This window comes from Mycobacterium sp. NGS63, from assembly GCF_059812295.1.
Genome location: NZ_JCALCJ010000013.1, coordinates 81713 through 98102 on the forward strand (window position 1 = coordinate 81713; position 16390 = coordinate 98102).

The following is a 16390-nucleotide window of genomic DNA, read 5'->3' on the forward strand; positions in this document are numbered from 1 at the left end:
TCAGCGCACGGCACTGTGCAGATTCTTGGCCGTCGGAGAGGTCGGCACCGTCGACTGGTCCGGGTACGTGCCTAGCAGCCGGTCGGCAGTTCCGGTGGTGGTCACGGTGAACCAGTAGTGTTCGTTTTTGAAATGGTGCCGTCGGTGATTACGCCAAATCGACCGGTACACAGTGGTTTTCGCTTTGTAGTCGGAATGGATGAGAAAATGCGTCCATTCGTAGGCAAGGCCAAGGGCGGTCAGCACAACCAGGTAGGTCAACCCGAGACCGAGTCGAGGGAATACCACCAACGCTATGGCGACGGCAGCCGGGATGACCCAGAGCGTCGACTGCCACGGCATGAAGATGAGCTCGGTCTTCCGCGGGTCACGGTGATGCTCGCGATGTTTGCGGGCCAGCAACGGATCCACGACGAAGCGACCGATGCTGCGCGGCCGCCAGTGCAGGATGGCGACATGGATGATCCACTCGAAACCGGGAAACGCGACAACCATGAGTGCCGGCAGCACGACATCGGTGAATTGCCAGTCGCTGACGGCGATTCGGGCCGCGAAGGCCCCGACAAGCGTCAGTGAAATGCCCCAAGGGGAGGGGTGGCGCCAAAACTCCCGGCCCGCGTCGAACAGGGTGACGCTGCCGCGTACCTGAGTTGTCATCGCCGCTCATCCAAACCAGACAGGGCGGTGAGTAGGCCGTGGGTGGCCGGCTCGAGTAGTTCGGTGGCGGCGCGTTTGGCATTCGCCGGATCGCCGGCGGCAATCGCGTCGGCCACCTGCCGGTACAGCTCCGGACGACCGACCTCGGCGGCCATCACGGTGGCAAGGGCCGGGAGCGCGGGTTCGTACGTGGCACGCAGGCTGTTGAACATCAGACGGAAGGCGATGGAATTGGCGGCGTCGACGACGTGGTCCCAAAACATCAACGCGGCGCGCTGTCGCTCCACCGGATCGTCCTCGGCGGCCAGTGCGTCGACGGCGCCCGCGAGCAAGCCGGCCGCCTGCGGCCCGCTGCGTTCCGCAGCCAGCTCGGCGACTTTGGGCCCGTTGTGCAGCCGGGTTTCCAAAATGCTGCGCACCACCGCCAAGTCCAGTTCGTCACCCCGGTCGCCACCACGGAGCAACAAGCGGGGCAGCAGGTCCAGGCTTGCATGACGGCGATAGTCGCGCACGGTGGTCGCTTCCCCATGCCGAACCTCGACCAGTCCGGCGGCGGTGAGACGCTTCAGCGCCTCGCGGACCGTCGGCCGGGACACGCCCAGCACTTCTGCGAGTTTGCGCTCGTTGGGCAACACCTCTCCGGGTGCCATTTCACCGCTGAGCACATCGGACATGATCTGTTCGAAGACATCTTCAGGCATCGATCGTCGAGTCACCGGCCGCAGAGGCATGTCACCAAACATGCCGGGAAAGTGGCCTGAGGTCAAGTGGTCAGACCTCTCGCCGGCAGATCGTGAGGCTACCTGGGGTTTGGTGGGCGCGATGTGGCGCCGAGCGGTCGGCCCCGCTGTCTTACATCTCGTAGTACATTTGCTCTATGGCTGACACGATTACGTTCCGACCCGATGAGGATGCATCTCGGGCGCTCGCCGTCTTGACGCGAGACGGGACGCCAGTGTCGGCCGCTGTTCGGAAGGCTCTCATTGATGCCGCGCGCCGCAAAGCCGCTGCGGCAATTCGGGCAGAAGCAGAGGAGCTCGCTGCCGACGAAGCCGACAGAGCCGAAGCAACACAGGTACTTCGCGACATGGAGACGCTGCGTGCGTGGTGAGGTTTTTCGATTACCCAGTCCACGGGGGAGTCGCGGCCACGAACAATCTGGATCCCGATACGCCGTCGTGGTCCAATCCGATGAGCTACCGCTATCGACCTGGCTGGTAGCACCGACGTCCACATCCGCACGGGCGGCAAGCTTTCGGCCTGAGGTCGAGATCGGTGGCCGCCTCACGCGCGTGCTCGCCGAGCAGACTGCGGCCATCGACCCAAGTCGCCTCGGCAAGAGCGTCGGTTTTCTCAGCATGGATGAGATGCGGAGCGTTGGTGCGGCGCTGCGCATCGTGTTGGATCTCTAGCATCGTCAGTCGCCGGAGCCAATCGAAATCGACGGGAGGAGCGGCGGCCGACAGCTGATGCCGCCTGTCCGGATGCACGGGGGATCTAGCCCGGCCAGCGTCGCAATAGCTCCTCGTCGATGATCAACCGTATGTCTACAATTCGTCTACACTGGGTGCATGGCAGCAGAAACCACCACGGTCCGGGTCCGCCGGCCGGATTCCGAGCGGCTGCAATCTCTGGCGAAGGCGCGCCAAACCGCCGTCGTCGACGTCGTGCACGCAGCGATCGACGCCTTGGAACGGCAGGAATTCCTGCGGGGCCTCAACGGGGATTACCAGCGCCTGCGCAGTAACCCTGAACTGTGGGAGCGCTACCTGGCTGAGCGTCGGGAGTGGGACGCGCTGGCTTGATCTGGCGAGGAGAGGTCTACTACGTCGATCTCGGCCAGCCTGTCGGACACGAGCCGGCTTTTCGTCGCCCGGCGGTCGTGGTGTCGGTCGACCTCCTCAATAACGGCCCTGGTGGCCTGGTGGTCGTCGTCCCGATCACGACCACTGGTTACGGACTGCGAAGCCATGTCGAATTGGAGCCCGAGGCCAGCGGGCTGGACCACATCTCGTACGCCCGCTGCGACCAACTGCGAGTTGTCTCGGTCGAGCGTCTGTCGTCTCGCCAGAGCATGATCGGCCCAGATCAGATGCGGGCCATCGACCAAGCGCTCCGCTTTGTCCTTGATCTGTGACGCGCGGTCGCGGTGCTGCGAGACGTGGACACCCGGTCAATTTTCAACCGTCGAAAAGGGGTCAATTTTCGGCCGCCGTTGACACGGTGGGGAGCGATTGATTCATGGGTTGCAATATGCGGTAGTTGGATTGACATAATGTCGCTTATCGGTAAGTGACTGATGCCGAGCTCATGCCACTCTCGGCGACAGTAATGATGAGCCGACCCTTTTGCTCCACCGGCGTACATCCCGTCGGGCCCAACCGGGCGTCCGTCGCGCCGCCCCGGGGAACTGACACTGAGAGCGACGTGTCGACTGGACGAGGCGCCGCACGCAATCGGGGCCGCTAGTTCGCCCCACCCACCTAGGGGGCGACATCGCCATCGATTTGTCACGGTGACGAATTGCGATGGGCCGCTGGCACTTTTCCCGGTGTTACCCGAACGGATCCCGACCCCGCCCGTCAGTCCGCGCGGCTTAGCGGCGCCGCGCCTCGAGTAGGTCAAGCTTTACCGATCGAATGGGCAGTGCAAGCAGGCCGTTACCTAACCCACGCCATCCCCACGGGCCGCACTTCCCCGACTCCGCCCCATCGCCGCTAAAACGTCACTGTGACGAATATTGGTGCAGCGCAAGACTATTGGGATAATGACGGGGGCCGCTGTTAGTTCTGCTTGCAGCCCCACCGCATGGAAGGCGTTACCAGATAACCGATGCGAGCTACTTTGTGTAACAACAGATTTAAGAGCCGATGACTGTCCGCTTTGGTCACTAGAGGCCGAGCACGCGACGAAGCCCCCGGTCGATCTCCCGCATCAGGCTCGGCGGGACATCTCCGACTCGGTCGGTCAGGTCAGCCTTATTAAGCGTGACAAGCGCCGTGACGTTGACAACCGACTCACGCGGGAGCCCCGTTACGGCCGCGGGCAAAAACACGTTACCAGGCATCGTTGCCAGTGCCGTGTTAGAAGTGATTACCGCGGCGAGCACCGTGGCCAGACGACTGGCGTTGTACGGATCAGATTGGACGACTAACACTGGACGGCGCTTGGCGGGGCGGCTGCCGGTCGGCGTTCCTAGATCGGCCCAATAGATATCAGCGCGGCTGATCACCACTCATCGTCCACGGCGTCGAGCACGCGGTGGCCCACCGCCACCGCGGCAGCCTGCGCTTCGTCGTTGCCATGCAGATGCCCTAGTGCACTATCGATCTGTCCAGTCAGCGATTGTGCGTCCAGGTCGTCCAGATAGCGCTGCGCGGCTCGAGTAAAGAACTCGGATCGACTCATGCCCAGGTCGCTCGCGCGCTGAGCGACACGATCGAACGTTTCGTCCGGAAGAGATATGGCTGTCTTCATGATGGAAGTATAACCCGGTATAACCTGACGCCACTCGCCGCAGGGCCCCGCTGGCAACTCGCACCTGTCGAGCACGCGCCGTTACCAGTTGGCTTACTGCGAGTTGGATTGTGCCGCAGTAGCCGATTGCAGATGATTGACGGCGGCCCGGGGTCCGGCGGACTTGAAGCCACGCCCCAGCGCTCCGCTGCCGATTGGCGTACGCATCACCCGGGCATCGCGGCGGCCGCCGGCTTGCTCGGATTGCCCCGGATTCGGCTGGCCGGCGGCGCGGCGCTTCGACCTCCGCCGATCCGCCGTTCTCCCCAGGACCCGGCCTGGAGCAATTCATCACTGTGACGGAATCGCCTGTGGCGCAGGGCTATTCGCCGTCCTCCGTCACCGCCTGCCCAGGGCCTCGGAACCCACGCCGCGAGCTCGCTTGCTCGCATCAGAGCTGGCGCACGTGGCAATCCGGGGATCGCCCTAACGCCCGGGGGCTTCCTGCGGGAGCCACTCCCCGAGAACGCTGGCGAAACAAACAGCTCCGCCAAAGCCGGATGGTTTGCAATACGTCACAGTGACGAATTGCTTTCCCCGTTGCCCCTCTAAGCGGGCTGGCCAACGAACCGCGATACTACGAGGTGCGTTGTGTCGCAGTATGATTAGCTGCCCTCACCGCAGAAAACCGGTAAGCAGCTTCTCCACCATCTCCGGTTGGTCGGACAAAATCATATGGTTCGCGTCGTCGATCAGCTCGATCTGCGCCTCGGGCAGTTTCTGTCGGAAGCGGGCTGCCGCCTTCGGCCCGTTGTGACATGAGTCGTCCCGGCCCATGATCGCCAGCACCGGAATCTGAGCTGAAGCGAGGGGTCGAAGATCGCAATCCGGGCGCATCGGCCACGGCTTCATCAGCGGCCTGCTGAGTGCAGCCTTGAAGCCGACGGTGCCACCGACAAATTGCTGCATGACCGATCGCCACGGCTCCTGGCGAAGGGACCTACGGTTCGCCGGCATGACCATCGCGTCAAGGAATGACCATGTGCGCTCTTCCGTGGGCCGAACCCCCATGGCTGTCAGCCCACGAATCAGAAAACTCGCACTCAGCCCTCTTGCGATCCCTACCGGGCACACGAGAGCCAACCGCTCTACGCACTCGGGAAAAGCGGTCGCGTAGTTGGTCCCTATCCAAGCGCCGCGGGAGGCGCCGACGAGTGCCGATCGCTGAATATCAACCGCACGTAACGTCTCGTCGAGCCAAGCCACCAACTCGGCGCTGTTAGTCGGTGGCTTAGTTGCAATGCTCTTACCAGCCTCGTCGATTGCGTCGATCATCGTCACGCGGTGATTAGCTGCGAGGGCCGGCAAGAGCGGTACCCACATCGTCGAGCTGATCTCCATTCCATGGAGCGCCACAAGCGCAGGCTTTGCCGGATCGCCCGCGGTAAGCACGTGGGTACGTCCGAACGACGTCTCAACGTCCAATTCCGTGACCGGGACAGTGCTCGTCGCCAACGCTGCGTCGTAGAGCTCGAGGTACGCGGCGCGTGCCGCATCGGACCGAAAAGCGGAAACCGCCGCCATAGCGTCCTCCGGTTTGCTGCCAGCGGGCAAGTCGTGGCCGATATTACGGCGTTCCAGACAGACGGCGCTGCCGATTCGATCGATCGGTCAGGGCGCCGCGGCGCGGGTTGTTACCACTCCAGCCTGCGAATTCCGAGGCTGATCACCACTCGTCATCCACGGCGGGCAACACGCGGTACCCCGTGGCCACCGCCGCGGCCTTCGCCTCGTCGTCACCGTGGAGGCGCTCGAGACCGCTGTCGATACAGCGCGCGTGAAGAATTCCGATCGACTCATGCCGAGACCTTAACTGGTGCAGCCTATCCCCCGCCGTCGCCCACACCGGATCGTTCGCCGGTACGACACAAGTATCGCGTCACCAGATGGAATCCGCACCGACTCCCCGTGACCTCAGACGATCAAACACACTGCCCCGCAAAGGATTTCCACTTATTTCCGTCACAGTGACGAAAGAACCGCGGCGGCTTATGTGGGCGCGTCGCATTGCTCATAGGTCGAGGGGCGCCTCAGCGAGATATTTTGCTGATGATCGCCTACGACGGGGCCCAGTGAGGCTTGGCCGCGGCGCCGCATACTCTATGCGAATTCGCGAAGCGCGCCGTGAGACGCAAGCCGGCCAACGGACCGTTCTCGATGCGCAACGCCGGCAGGGAGGGAACTGCATCCATGAACGATCTCGATGCGGTGGTCGCGGGTGAAGGATCGGGCTTGGAGCCGCCGGTCTCACCCGACGTACGCAAAGCCTTCGAGGTTTTGGAGCGCTACGCGCCGGAGCTGGGTGCCTGCTGGGCGATCGAGCTGTGGTGCACGCCGCCCGACCCCAGATCGACTCGCATGCCGCCCGGTGTGGGTGCGGGCGAGCGCGTGGAAGCGCGGTGGTCAGGCCACCGGGTTGTCGGCGAGACCTGGGGCGAGGGGCCGTTGGTGTATCTGGTGCACGGCTGGGGCGGATGCCGCGCACACCTCGGCGTCTTCATCAAGCCCCTTGTCGCGGCCGGGCACCGCGTTATCGCGTTCGACCTGCCCAGCCACGAGGAATCCGAGCGCGGCGAGCTCGCTCCCGGACGCACGACGATCGCCGAATGCGGGCGCGCGGTCCAGGCCATGGTGGACGCTCACGGGCCGGCGCGGGCGATCGTCGCTCACTCCCTCGGCGCCAAGGCGACCGCGCTGGCACTGTCCTGGGGAGCATCCGCCGAGCGGCTGATCTTTCTGGCACCGATGGGCGGGTTCTCGCTATACCTCGACTGGTTCGCGCGGCGCCACGGCTTCGGCCCGCGCATCCGCGATGCCCTGCACCGCCGACTCGACCGTCGACTCGGGTTCCCCTTGCTGCACTCAGACCTAACGCATCTGGCGTCGTGCATCGACGATCCGCCGCCGCTACTGATCGTGCACGACCCCGACGACCCCGACAGCCCTTTTGCGATGAGCGAGAAGTTGGCGTCCACGTGGCCGGGTGCGACGTTGACCGCTACACACGGCCTTGGGCGGCTCGCGCACTACCGCATCTTGCGCCATCCCGAGGCCGTGCGCGCGGGCGTCGAGTTCGCCCTCGCGCGGTCGCCGGCAGCAGCGCTTCCCGACACCGCGGGTTGACCATTTCGTCACGGTGACGTTTCTCTCGTCTCCACGCCCCCGCTGAGGCGCCCAAGGTTCGCGTGCTAGAACAGCGAGCCGAGGCCGTTCGAGATGATCGACGACAAGTCGCTGAAGTTCTCCGACCAGGTCGCGGTTGGCCCACCGTTTGCCAGCGTCGTCGCGATCTGCTGCGGGAACTGCACGAGCATGTTGTCGAGAAGCCCTGAGCCGAAAGGACTGTTGGCCGGGGAGAGGAGGCCGGAGAAACCGATGTCGTACTGCGTCTGATACCCGTTGAGGAACGCGCCGGTGCCGGCGGCGGGCACGTTCAGCAGGTCGGTGAACGCCGCCAGCGGTTGCCCGGCGTACCAGGCGTCGTGGGCGGCCTGCACGGTGTCGGCGACCGCCTGCGTCGAACCGAATGCCGGCCCCAGCGGCGACAGCAGCATTTCCAGCCCGATGTTGGGCAGGTCGTTGGACAGGACGTTGGTGTAGTTCTGCGACATCAGGCCGGGAATCGTGAAAAGGTCATGAACCGGATTGAGGGTCGGCAACAAGCCGAGCAGCAGATCGGACTCGAAGTTGTTCACCGGAGCGCTGATGTTTCCGGCCAGAATGCTGCTGAACAGCGTTTGCAGGTCCTGCGGCAACTGCTGCTGCACGAACGGTTGCACGCCGGTCCAAATCTGTTGCAGGTCGCTACCCGCCTGGTTCGCGAAGCCGATCTGGTTGTGCACCACCTGCGCTAGTACCGGCAGCGGGTCGGCCTGAATCTCGGAGTTGATCTGCTGGAGGTTGCCCACGGCTCCCGCAAACACGGCGCCCCACTGGCCAAGGGGCCCGGGGAGGCTCGCCAGGTTCAGGCCGGTGGCGGCGGCGACGCCGCCCGTCGCGTTGGCGAAGCCGGAGCTGACGGACCCCAATAAGGTCTGCGCGGGAGCGCTCACCGCTCCCTGCACGGCCTGCTCGACGGCCTGCAACGGCGCCACATTCGCCGCCTCGGCGGCCGTGTACGAAAACGCCGCTGCGCCCATTGCTTTCACGAACTGGTCATGGAACGCCGCCGCCCGGGCGCTCAGCGACTGATACAGCTGACCGTGCGCGCCGAACAGGCCTGCGATCTGCGCCGACACCTCGTCGGCGGCCGGGGCCAGCACCTGAGTCGTCGGGCCCGCCGCCGCCGCGACGGCGGTTTCGATCGAGTTTCCCAAATTTGCCAAATCCGATGCCGCCGTCGTCAAAACCTCCGGGGCTGCGACCAGAAGCGACATCATGCCCCCCGCACCGAATCAGAATTCGGCTGGGCCACGGCGCGCCCAAGGGACGCGCTTGTATTACCGGTGCCAAAGGCCAGGTCCACGACATCTCCTTTGCTGGTTATGGCGACAACACCCGAAGTCATTCGCCGAGCCGGACATTACCTAAGAGTAAGTTCCGGCACAAGACGTATGTGGAATAATGGTTCTACCTCTATGACCTGCGAAATCACTCCCACAGACGAGCCCATACGTTCCTTAGCTACACTCAGCTAACTGTTTCCACTGCGGTCGATCTGAATCGCTATCTTTGCTGGTCTAATTTGCCATGGAATTGCGGGCAAACTAGCAAAGCCGTTAATAACCAGGGCAAATAGGAAACGCCGACGGTAGCTGCAATGCGCCCGACTGGGCCTCCGGCGAAATGGCGCCTTTAACCCGGCGCAGTGCGAAACTTTAAAACCAGCAATCTCGGCGGGGCGCCCAGAAGGTAGCCGGCCGCCCTCACCCCGTCGCGATCACCGAGGCGGAGTTCCACGGCGCCGGGCGTTCGGCTGGCCCCGCCGCGTCGGGGAGATCGTCGATCACATTCCAGGTCGCCGAGAGCCGCCCGACGCCCAGCGCGACCGCGCAGTGGACGCCGAGTTCGACAAGCTGGTCCTCGCTGAAGTGCTCGCGCAGCTCGTCGTACACCGTGTCGTCGATGGCCAGGTGGTTGGTGGCGAACAGCTCGGCGAAGCGGAGCGCGGATCGCTCGGCGGCCGAGAGGTTTTCGGCTTCGGCGGGCCGTTCCAGCGAACACACGGCGTCCTCATCCAGTCCGTCGTCGACGGCGCTTTGATAGCGCACCGCGATGCAACTTCGGCACTGGTTGAAAAACGCGATGCGCAGTCGCACCAGTTCGAGCAACCGGGGCGGCAACGTTCCGTTGTCACGCAGCGCCGCGGTCAGCGAGCCCAGCGCCCCGGCGACCGCGGGAAGGCGTCCCATGATGGCGGCGACGCCGAGGTTGATCCGATCGCCCTGACCGAGATCCTGGATGGGCACCGCGGCAAAGGCATCCGAAGGCTCGATTCGTGTCACTGCGTCGTCTCCGTTCACCGAACAGCCCCGGCCGCACGCTACTCCCCTGTGTCGGCCGTCCCGCCGAAGGGTGCGCCGTCGAAGCGCTCGCAGGAGACGAATTCGGGGACCGGGCGTCGTCGCAATTTCGTCACCTGACGCACCGGCCTGCCCAACGGCACGACCGCGGCGACCGCATACGGGTCGGGCACGCCGAGCAATTCCTTGACGCGTGGCTCCTCGGCCACGGCCATCGTGGTGAGCACCCCGCCAAACCCCTCGTTGCGCGCGGCCAGCAAGACGTTCCACACGAACGGGTACACCGAGGCCCCGGGTATCACGCCGACCCGGTCGAGGTCCTGATCGGTGGCCGCGACGACACCGAGGTCCAGGCAGACCACCAACACCACCGGCGCCTCCCGGACCGAAGCCCACATCTGCGCGGCAGGCTCAGTCGTGTCGATCGTCGGCGCGTCGACACCGCACGGCCGCAACGGATTCCACGGCGACTCCCCGTGGGCGAGCTGCGCGGTGTACCGGCGGGCGGCGGGCAGCCCGAGATCGGCCAGCGACGCCCGGGTCTCCTTGTCGCGCACCACGATGACGCGCACGCCCTGCCGGTTGCCGCCCGAGGGCGCGAAGCGGGCGTGGCCGAGAATCCGCGCGAGCACGTCGTCGGGCAGTGGGTCGCCGGTGAATTCGCGCACCGCGGGCGTGGATCGCATGACGTCGTAAAGCTCCATGGGCACCATCGTGCCGCAGGCGGTCAAGCTGCGTCATGAAAAATCAGGCCGAGGGTGCAGCGCTCACCAGAGCGGACCACCGAAACCCCGTGGCGCACCGGGGCGGCCGACCATCCCCGCGTCGAGCGCACCGGCCGCTCCCTGGTGGTGAAGATGTAGCCGTGCCCCTGTGGCAGCGTGGTGGCGGTGCCACGCGACTGGGCGCGCGGCCGCTGCTCGACGAGCAGGAATTCGCCGCCGGTGTGCGCCACGCCCGGCTCGTGCAGGTTGATGACGACCTGGAGTGGAAAGACCAATTCCCCGTACAGGTCTCGGTGCAGGGCGTTCCAGTCCCCCGGCCCGTATCTGAGCAACAACGCGGTGGGCTTGGTCTGGCCGGCGCGGTGGCAGACGTCCAGCCACTCGTCGAGGCTGTCGGGCCAGGGCGGCTCGCGGCGCAGCTTGGTCCACCAGTCGCGGGCGATCGGCAAGAGCCTGGGGTAGAGCGCCTGTTTCAGCTCCCCGATCGGATGAGGGTAGGGGCGGTTGAAGTAGCGGTATTCGCCTTGCCCGTAGCGGTGGCGGCCCATGTCGACGGTGGCGCGGAACAAGTCGTCGTCGCCGTAGAGATCGAACAGCGCCGCGCACTCCTCGGGGGCGAGCAGCCGCGGAAGCAGCGCGCCGCCCACGTCGTTCATCGCGACGGTGACGGCGCCCCAGTCCGCGTCGTCCACCCGCCGCTCCCACTTCGACGCCATGGATTCACCCTCCCCGTCCGGCCGCGAAAGTGCAACTGGCGACGTGCTTCTCGAGCGCGGGTGTCGGTAGTTGCACTCTCGCGGGCAGAACCTGAGGTATGGTCATCGGGGGTCGGTCATGGGAGAGCACGCGATGGCAAACGCATACGCCGAGAATGCCTTCACGTCGCGGCACGCGATGCATCCCAGCCTGCGCAAGGCGGCCCGATTCGTGCCGCGCGGATACGCGCTGAATCGCGGCTACCGTGTGCAGCGGGCGCTGATGAACCTCATGGGCAACGCGGGCCGGTTGCGCCACGTCCCGGTCGCCCGGGTCAACGAGCACGTCACGGTCCGCCTCCACCGCCCGGCCAGCCTGCCCGAGCTGGCGCCCGCGATGTTGTGGATCCACGGCGGCGGCACGATCATGGGCCACGCCGCCCAGGACGACAAGTTTCTGAAGAAGCTGTCGCACCTGACGGGGGTTACGGTGGCCGCGGTCGAACACCGGCTGGCGCCCGAGCATCCCTACCCGATCCCGGTCGAGGACTGCTATGCGGCGCTGCGGTGGCTGGCGCAACAACCGTGGGTCGACGCCGATCGCGTCGCGGTCGGCGGCGCCAGCGCCGGTGGACATTTCGCGGCGGCGGTGGCCCAGCGCGCCCACGATCGCGGCGAAATCCCGCTCGCCTATCAGATGCTGGTGTATCCGATGCTCGACGACCGCACCGGCGCCGGCGGGGGCGACAAACGGATCGTGTGGACCGCCAACGACAATCGGCTGGCCTGGCGGTGGTACCTCAACGGCGCGGATCCGCGGGAGGCCGCGCCGGCGCGACGGGAGAACCTGGCCGGCCTGCCGCCGGCGTGGATCGGGGTCGGGACGCTCGACCTGTTCTATCAGGAGTGCGTCGACTACGCGCGACGGTTGCGCGCGGCGGGCGTGCCCGTGCACGAGGAGGTGGCACCGGGCGCCTTTCATGGGTTCGATCAGATCGCCGAGAAAGCTCCCATTTCGGTGAAGTTCTTCGCCAGCCAGTGCGATCACCTGCGCGACGCCCTCTCGCCCAGACGCCCGTGAACGTGTGCGCTGGCGCAAGGTGACTGCAAAGTTTGCGGTTTGTGCAACTATTGGTGCCATGGGCAACGAGATGGGACTTCGCGAGCGGCGCCGCCGCCAGACGAGCGCGGATATCCGCGACGCCGCCGTGCGCCTGGCGACCGACCGCGGTTTCGACAAGGTCACCATCGAAGAGATCTGCATCAACGCCGGCATTTCGACGCGCACGTTCTTCAACTACTTCCCCACCAAGGAATCCGCGATCGCCTATGGCCCCTCCGACCTGCCCCCCGAGCTGGCCGAGGAATTCGTCGCCGCCGGGCCCGCCTCCTACCGCGTGGTGCTGGCCGAGCTCATCACGCTGGCGGCCCATCACCTGCGCGACCTGCCCCCGCGGCGGGAACAGGCCGCCGGCATGCTGGAACTGGCCAAGACCAGTCCCGCCGTCCTGGCCGCGTTCCTCGCCGAGCTGGAGCGATTCCAGACCCAGCTCATCGACATCGTCGCGCGCCGGCAGGCGATGCGCGCGGACGACGACATCCCCGCCCTGATCGCCGCGCTGGCGTTGACGGCCGTGCGCTCGGGCCTCGAGCGCTGGGCCAACGACGCGCCGGAGAACGCCGACGACACGCCGATGCCCTACGTCGAGCGGGCCGCCGCGCTGGTCAACAGCATTTTCGAAACGCCGGTGACAGTTAGCTAGATCACTTTTTTGCACTGTCTGCAAATTGTGCAGGCAATGTACTATGCTTTGGTGGGCTAAGCAGGGGGTCAGGCGATGCGGGGCAGGCATCCCAGCGCCCAATGATCGAACACTCGCGGATCGCGATGATCGGCGAAGTCCACTGTGCCGCAAGCTGATTGCGGCCAGCGCTAGACGAGCTCGCCCGGAACAGTGACGCCGAGTGATGAGAAAGGACCCTCGCAGGTGCAGCTATCGAAGGTGGTGCGCAACGCCTGGCTGCCGCTGTTGATCGTGGCGGTGGTCCTCGTCGGCGGGTTCGCCGTCGCTCGGGTCAAGTCGTTCTTCGGCGCTCACGACACCGGGATCATGACCAGCCCGCGATTGGACGACGCCAAGCCGTTCAAGCCCAAGGTCGTCAAATACGAAGTCTTCGGCTCGGCGACCCACGCCAACGTGAACTACCTTGATCTGTCCGCCGACCCGAAGCGGGTCGACGGCACCCCGCTGCCGTGGACGCTGGTGCTGTCCACCACCGCGCCGTCGGTGTTCCCGAACCTCTCGGCACAAAGCGACGGCAACTCCCTGGGCTGCCGCATCACCATCGATGACGAAGTCAAGGCCGAGAACCTCACCCACGGCGTGCACGCGCTGACCTTTTGCATGGTGAAGTCCGCATGAGCACAACGTTCAACGACGCCCGCACCGACACCATCCCCGTCGTCAACGAACCCGTACGGGACAAGATCCCCCGGCTCATCCGCACATTCGCCGTGCCGATCATCCTGGCCTGGATCGCGATCATCGCGGTGCTCAACGTCGTCGTCCCCCAGTTGGAGGAGGTCGGCAAGATGCGCTCGGTGTCGATGGCCCCCGACGACGCGCAGTCGGTGGTCGCGACCAAGCGCATGGGTGCGGTGTTCAACGAGTACAAGTCCAACAGCTCGGTGATGATCGTCCTGGAGGGCCAGAACCCGCTGGGTGCGGATGCGCACACGTACTACGACGAGATCGTCAAGAAGCTCGACGCCGACACCAAACACGTTGAGCACGTTCAGGACATGTGGAGCGATCCGCTGACCGGCGCGGGCGCGCAGAGCGACGACGGCAAGGCCGCGTATGTCCAGGTGTACCTCGCCGGTAACCAGGGCGAGGCCTTGGCCAACGAATCGGTGGAATCGGTACAGAAGATCGTCAAGAGCCTGCCCCCGCCCAACGGGGTCAAGGCGTATGTCACCGGCCCCGCGGCGCTGTCGGCGGATCAGCACGAGGCCGGCGACCGAAGCATGCAGCTCATCACGGCGACCACGTTCACGGTGATCATCGCGATGCTGCTGTTGGTCTATCGCTCGATCGTCACGGTCCTGCTCACGCTGGTGATGGTGGTGCTCGAGCTGTCGGCGGCGCGCGGAACCGTCGCGTTCCTGGGCTATTTCAAGCTCATCGGGCTCTCGACGTTCGCGACAAACTTGTTGGTCACGTTGGGGATCGCGGCCGCCACCGACTACGCGATCTTTTTGATCGGCCGATATCAGGAAGCCCGCGCGGTCGGCGAGTCCCGAGAAGACGCGTACTACACGATGTACAAGGGCACCGCCCACGTCGTGCTCGGGTCGGGCTTGACCATCGCCGGCGCCACCTTCTGCCTGCACTTCACCAACCTGCCCTACTTCCAGACGCTGGGCATCCCGCTGGCCATCGGCATGGTGGTCGTCGTGGCGGCGGCCCTGACCCTGGGCCCCGCAGTCATCTCGCTGGCGACGCGCTTCCGCAATACCCTGGAACCCAAGCGGGCCCAACGGATTCGGGGCTGGCGCAAGGTCGGCGCCCTCGTCGTGCGGTGGCCCGGCCCGATTCTGGTCGTGACGATCGGGGTGGCGCTCGTCGGCCTGCTGACCCTGCCGGGATACCGCACCAACTACAACGACCGCAACTACCTGCCCGACGACCTGCCCGCGAACGAGGGTTACGCCGCCGCGGACCGGCACTTCTCGCAGGCGCGGATGAATCCCGAAGTGCTGATGATCGAAAGCGACCACGACCTGCGCAACTCCGCGGACTTTTTGGTGATCGACAAGATCGCCAAGACGGTCTTCCGGGTGCCGGGAATCGGCCGCGTGCAGGCGATCACCCGGCCGCAGGGCACGCCGATCGAGCACACCTCGATCCCGTTCCAGATCAGCATGCAGGGCGTCACCCAGCAGATGAATCAGAAGTACCAAGAAGACCAGATGGCCGACATGCTCAAGCAGGCCGACATGATGCAGACGACGATCGACAGCATGGAGAAGATGTCGAGCATCACCGTGCAGATGTCCAACGACATGCACGTGATGGTCAAGAAGATGCACGACATGACCATGGATATCAACGAATTACGCCAGCACATGGCGGATTTCGAGGACTTCTTCCGGCCCATCCGCAGCTACTTCTACTGGGAGAAGCACTGCTACGACATCCCGGTGTGTTTTTCCCTGCGGTCGGTCTTCGACGCCCTCGACGGCATCGACACCATGACCGACGACATCCAAACCCTGTTGCCGGTCATGGATCACCTCGACACGCTGATGCCCCAGATGGTGGCGCTGATGCCGTCGATGATCGAGAACATGAAGGCCATGAAAACCACGATGCTGACGATGTATTCGACCCAGAAGGGTCTGCAGGATCAGCAGAACGAGGCGCAGAAGAACTCCAACGCGATGGGCAAGGCGTTCGACGCGTCCAAGAACGACGACTCGTTCTACCTGCCGCCGGAGACGTTCAACAATGCCGAGTTCAAGAAGGGCATGAAGAACTTCATCTCCCCCGACGGCCACGCGGTGCGCTTCATCATCAGCCATGACGGCGATCCGATGTCGCAGGAAGGCATTTCGCACATCGGCGCCATCAAGAAGGCCGCCTACGAGGCGCTCAAGGGCACGCCGCTGGAGGGCTCGAAGATCTACCTGGCGGGCACCGCGTCGATCTACAAGGACCTCAGCGACGGCAACACCTACGACCTGCTGATCGCCGGAATCGCGTCGCTGTGCCTGATTTTCATCATCATGCTGCTGATCACCCGGGGCGTCGTGGCCTCGGCGGTGATCGTGGGCACCGTGCTGCTGTCGCTGGGCGCGTCGTTCGGGCTTTCGGTGCTGATCTGGCAGCACCTGATCGGGATCGAACTGCACTGGATGGTGCTGGCGATGTCGGTGATCATCCTGCTGGCCGTCGGCGCCGACTACAACCTGCTGCTGGTGGCGCGGTTCAAGGAGGAGATCCACGCCGGGCTGAACACCGGGATCATCCGCTCGATGGGCGGCACCGGCTCGGTGGTGACGTCGGCGGGCCTGGTGTTCGCGTTCACGATGATGACGATGGCGGTCAGCGAGTTGACGGTCATCGGCCAGGTGGGCACGACCATCGGGCTGGGGCTGTTGTTCGACACGCTGATCGTGCGGTCGCTGATGACGCCGTCGATCGCCGCGCTGCTGGGCAAGTGGTTCTGGTGGCCGCAACGGGTGCGGCAACGCCCGAAGCCGTCGCCGTGGCCCACTCCGGCCAAGCATCGCGAGCAGCTTGTCGACGCCGGACCCGCGAAGGTGCAGTAG

Annotated in this window: 18 protein-coding genes and 1 pseudogene; 9 read left to right on the forward strand and 10 right to left on the reverse strand. The window is 65.0% G+C overall.

Features of this window, described 5'->3' with window-relative positions; translation table 11 throughout:
• Window positions 1–657: a sterol desaturase family protein gene (locus tag AC5Y4Z_RS25480; protein ID WP_499967805.1), complete on the reverse strand. Its 657-nt coding sequence runs from the start codon at window positions 655–657 to the stop codon at window positions 1–3.
• A complete protein-coding gene (locus tag AC5Y4Z_RS25485; protein WP_499967844.1) occupies window positions 654–1388 on the reverse strand; it encodes a FadR/GntR family transcriptional regulator in 735 nt (244 codons plus the stop codon). The genes AC5Y4Z_RS25480 and AC5Y4Z_RS25485 overlap by 4 nt, the downstream gene beginning before the upstream one ends.
• A gap of 146 nt (window positions 1389–1534) precedes the next feature.
• Here AC5Y4Z_RS25485 and AC5Y4Z_RS25490 point away from each other — a divergent pair, with 146 nt between their 5' ends.
• The 4 genes from AC5Y4Z_RS25490 to AC5Y4Z_RS25505 all read left to right on the forward strand — a co-directional run bounded on the left by AC5Y4Z_RS25490 (window position 1535) and on the right by AC5Y4Z_RS25505 (window position 2794).
• Complete coding sequence (locus AC5Y4Z_RS25490) at window positions 1535–1768, forward strand: hypothetical protein (protein ID WP_499967806.1); 234 nt, start codon at window positions 1535–1537, stop codon at window positions 1766–1768.
• On the forward strand, window positions 1758–2069 hold the full coding sequence (locus tag AC5Y4Z_RS25495; protein WP_499967807.1) for a type II toxin-antitoxin system PemK/MazF family toxin: 312 nt from the start codon (window positions 1758–1760) through the stop codon (window positions 2067–2069). Before AC5Y4Z_RS25490 ends, AC5Y4Z_RS25495 begins: the two co-directional genes overlap by 11 nt.
• Window positions 2070–2228: 159 nt before the next feature.
• Window positions 2229–2462: a hypothetical protein gene (locus AC5Y4Z_RS25500; RefSeq protein ID WP_499967808.1), complete on the forward strand. Its 234-nt coding sequence runs from the start codon at window positions 2229–2231 to the stop codon at window positions 2460–2462.
• Complete coding sequence (locus AC5Y4Z_RS25505) at window positions 2459–2794, forward strand: type II toxin-antitoxin system PemK/MazF family toxin (protein ID WP_499967809.1); 336 nt, start codon at window positions 2459–2461, stop codon at window positions 2792–2794. The genes AC5Y4Z_RS25500 and AC5Y4Z_RS25505 overlap by 4 nt, the downstream gene beginning before the upstream one ends.
• A gap of 753 nt (window positions 2795–3547) precedes the next feature.
• Here AC5Y4Z_RS25505 and AC5Y4Z_RS25510 read toward each other — a convergent pair.
• The 4 genes and pseudogenes from AC5Y4Z_RS25510 to AC5Y4Z_RS25525 all read right to left on the reverse strand — a co-directional run.
• Window positions 3548–3892, reverse strand: a complete 345-nt coding sequence (locus AC5Y4Z_RS25510) for a type II toxin-antitoxin system PemK/MazF family toxin (RefSeq protein ID WP_499967810.1) — start codon at window positions 3890–3892, stop codon at window positions 3548–3550.
• Complete coding sequence (locus tag AC5Y4Z_RS25515; RefSeq protein ID WP_499967811.1) at window positions 3886–4134, reverse strand: ribbon-helix-helix protein, CopG family; 249 nt, start codon at window positions 4132–4134, stop codon at window positions 3886–3888. Before AC5Y4Z_RS25515 ends, AC5Y4Z_RS25510 begins: the two co-directional genes overlap by 7 nt.
• 654 nt (window positions 4135–4788) lie before the next feature.
• A complete protein-coding gene (locus AC5Y4Z_RS25520; protein WP_499967812.1) occupies window positions 4789–5697 on the reverse strand; it encodes an alpha/beta fold hydrolase in 909 nt (302 codons plus the stop codon).
• Window positions 5698–5839: 142 nt separating this feature from the next.
• Window positions 5840–5979, reverse strand: a pseudogene (locus tag AC5Y4Z_RS25525) (ribbon-helix-helix protein, CopG family); the annotation flags it as partial.
• 384 nt (window positions 5980–6363) lie between these two features.
• Here AC5Y4Z_RS25525 and AC5Y4Z_RS25530 point away from each other — a divergent pair.
• Entirely contained in the window at window positions 6364–7296 is a 933-nt protein-coding gene (locus AC5Y4Z_RS25530; RefSeq protein WP_499967813.1) for an alpha/beta fold hydrolase, read from the forward strand.
• A gap of 65 nt (window positions 7297–7361) precedes the next feature.
• On the opposite strand, the gene AC5Y4Z_RS25535 is transcribed toward AC5Y4Z_RS25530, so the two are convergent.
• The 4 genes from AC5Y4Z_RS25535 to AC5Y4Z_RS25550 all read right to left on the reverse strand — a co-directional run bounded on the left by AC5Y4Z_RS25535 (window position 7362) and on the right by AC5Y4Z_RS25550 (window position 11076).
• Window positions 7362–8552: a PE family protein gene (locus AC5Y4Z_RS25535; RefSeq protein ID WP_499967814.1), complete on the reverse strand. Its 1191-nt coding sequence runs from the start codon at window positions 8550–8552 to the stop codon at window positions 7362–7364.
• Between the two features lie 486 nt (window positions 8553–9038).
• On the reverse strand, window positions 9039–9617 hold the full coding sequence (locus tag AC5Y4Z_RS25540; protein ID WP_499967815.1) for a carboxymuconolactone decarboxylase family protein: 579 nt from the start codon (window positions 9615–9617) through the stop codon (window positions 9039–9041).
• A gap of 38 nt (window positions 9618–9655) precedes the next feature.
• Window positions 9656–10339 (reverse strand): nitroreductase family protein, encoded by a 684-nt coding sequence (locus tag AC5Y4Z_RS25545; protein WP_499967816.1) that lies wholly within the window; start codon window positions 10337–10339, stop codon window positions 9656–9658.
• 23 nt (window positions 10340–10362) lie between these two features.
• A complete protein-coding gene (locus AC5Y4Z_RS25550; RefSeq protein ID WP_499967817.1) occupies window positions 10363–11076 on the reverse strand; it encodes a 2OG-Fe(II) oxygenase in 714 nt (237 codons plus the stop codon).
• 133 nt (window positions 11077–11209) lie between these two features.
• On the opposite strand from AC5Y4Z_RS25550, the gene AC5Y4Z_RS25555 reads away from it, so the two are divergent.
• The 4 genes from AC5Y4Z_RS25555 (at window position 11210) to AC5Y4Z_RS25570 (ending at window position 16390) form a co-directional block, all read left to right on the forward strand.
• Complete coding sequence (locus AC5Y4Z_RS25555) at window positions 11210–12136, forward strand: alpha/beta hydrolase (RefSeq protein WP_499967818.1); 927 nt, start codon at window positions 11210–11212, stop codon at window positions 12134–12136.
• 58 nt (window positions 12137–12194) lie between these two features.
• Window positions 12195–12818, forward strand: a complete 624-nt coding sequence (locus tag AC5Y4Z_RS25560) for a TetR/AcrR family transcriptional regulator (protein ID WP_499967819.1) — start codon at window positions 12195–12197, stop codon at window positions 12816–12818.
• Window positions 12819–13043: 225 nt separating this feature from the next.
• Window positions 13044–13478, forward strand: coding sequence for an MmpS family transport accessory protein (locus tag AC5Y4Z_RS25565; protein WP_499967820.1), 435 nt, complete (start codon window positions 13044–13046; stop codon window positions 13476–13478).
• On the forward strand, window positions 13475–16390 hold the full coding sequence (locus AC5Y4Z_RS25570) for an MMPL/RND family transporter (RefSeq protein WP_499967821.1): 2916 nt from the start codon (window positions 13475–13477) through the stop codon (window positions 16388–16390). Before AC5Y4Z_RS25565 ends, AC5Y4Z_RS25570 begins: the two co-directional genes overlap by 4 nt.

Coding starts and splice junctions, on each gene's coding strand:
- AC5Y4Z_RS25560 (WP_499967819.1), top strand. CDS start 12,195: ATGGGCAACGAGATGGGACTTCGCGAGCGGCGCCGCCGCCAGACGAGC.
- AC5Y4Z_RS25550 (WP_499967817.1), bottom strand. CDS start 11,076: ATGGCGTCGAAGTGGGAGCGGCGGGTGGACGACGCGGACTGGGGCGCC.
- AC5Y4Z_RS25530 (WP_499967813.1), top strand. CDS start 6,364: ATGAACGATCTCGATGCGGTGGTCGCGGGTGAAGGATCGGGCTTGGAG.
- AC5Y4Z_RS25570 (WP_499967821.1), top strand. CDS start 13,475: ATGAGCACAACGTTCAACGACGCCCGCACCGACACCATCCCCGTCGTC.
- AC5Y4Z_RS25485 (WP_499967844.1), bottom strand. CDS start 1,388: ATGCCTCTGCGGCCGGTGACTCGACGATCGATGCCTGAAGATGTCTTC.
- AC5Y4Z_RS25515 (WP_499967811.1), bottom strand. CDS start 4,134: ATGAAGACAGCCATATCTCTTCCGGACGAAACGTTCGATCGTGTCGCT.
- AC5Y4Z_RS25545 (WP_499967816.1), bottom strand. CDS start 10,339: ATGGAGCTTTACGACGTCATGCGATCCACGCCCGCGGTGCGCGAATTC.
- AC5Y4Z_RS25480 (WP_499967805.1), bottom strand. CDS start 657: ATGACAACTCAGGTACGCGGCAGCGTCACCCTGTTCGACGCGGGCCGG.
- AC5Y4Z_RS25520 (WP_499967812.1), bottom strand. CDS start 5,697: ATGGCGGCGGTTTCCGCTTTTCGGTCCGATGCGGCACGCGCCGCGTAC.
- AC5Y4Z_RS25490 (WP_499967806.1), top strand. CDS start 1,535: ATGGCTGACACGATTACGTTCCGACCCGATGAGGATGCATCTCGGGCG.
- AC5Y4Z_RS25500 (WP_499967808.1), top strand. CDS start 2,229: ATGGCAGCAGAAACCACCACGGTCCGGGTCCGCCGGCCGGATTCCGAG.
- AC5Y4Z_RS25535 (WP_499967814.1), bottom strand. CDS start 8,552: ATGATGTCGCTTCTGGTCGCAGCCCCGGAGGTTTTGACGACGGCGGCA.
- AC5Y4Z_RS25555 (WP_499967818.1), top strand. CDS start 11,210: ATGGCAAACGCATACGCCGAGAATGCCTTCACGTCGCGGCACGCGATG.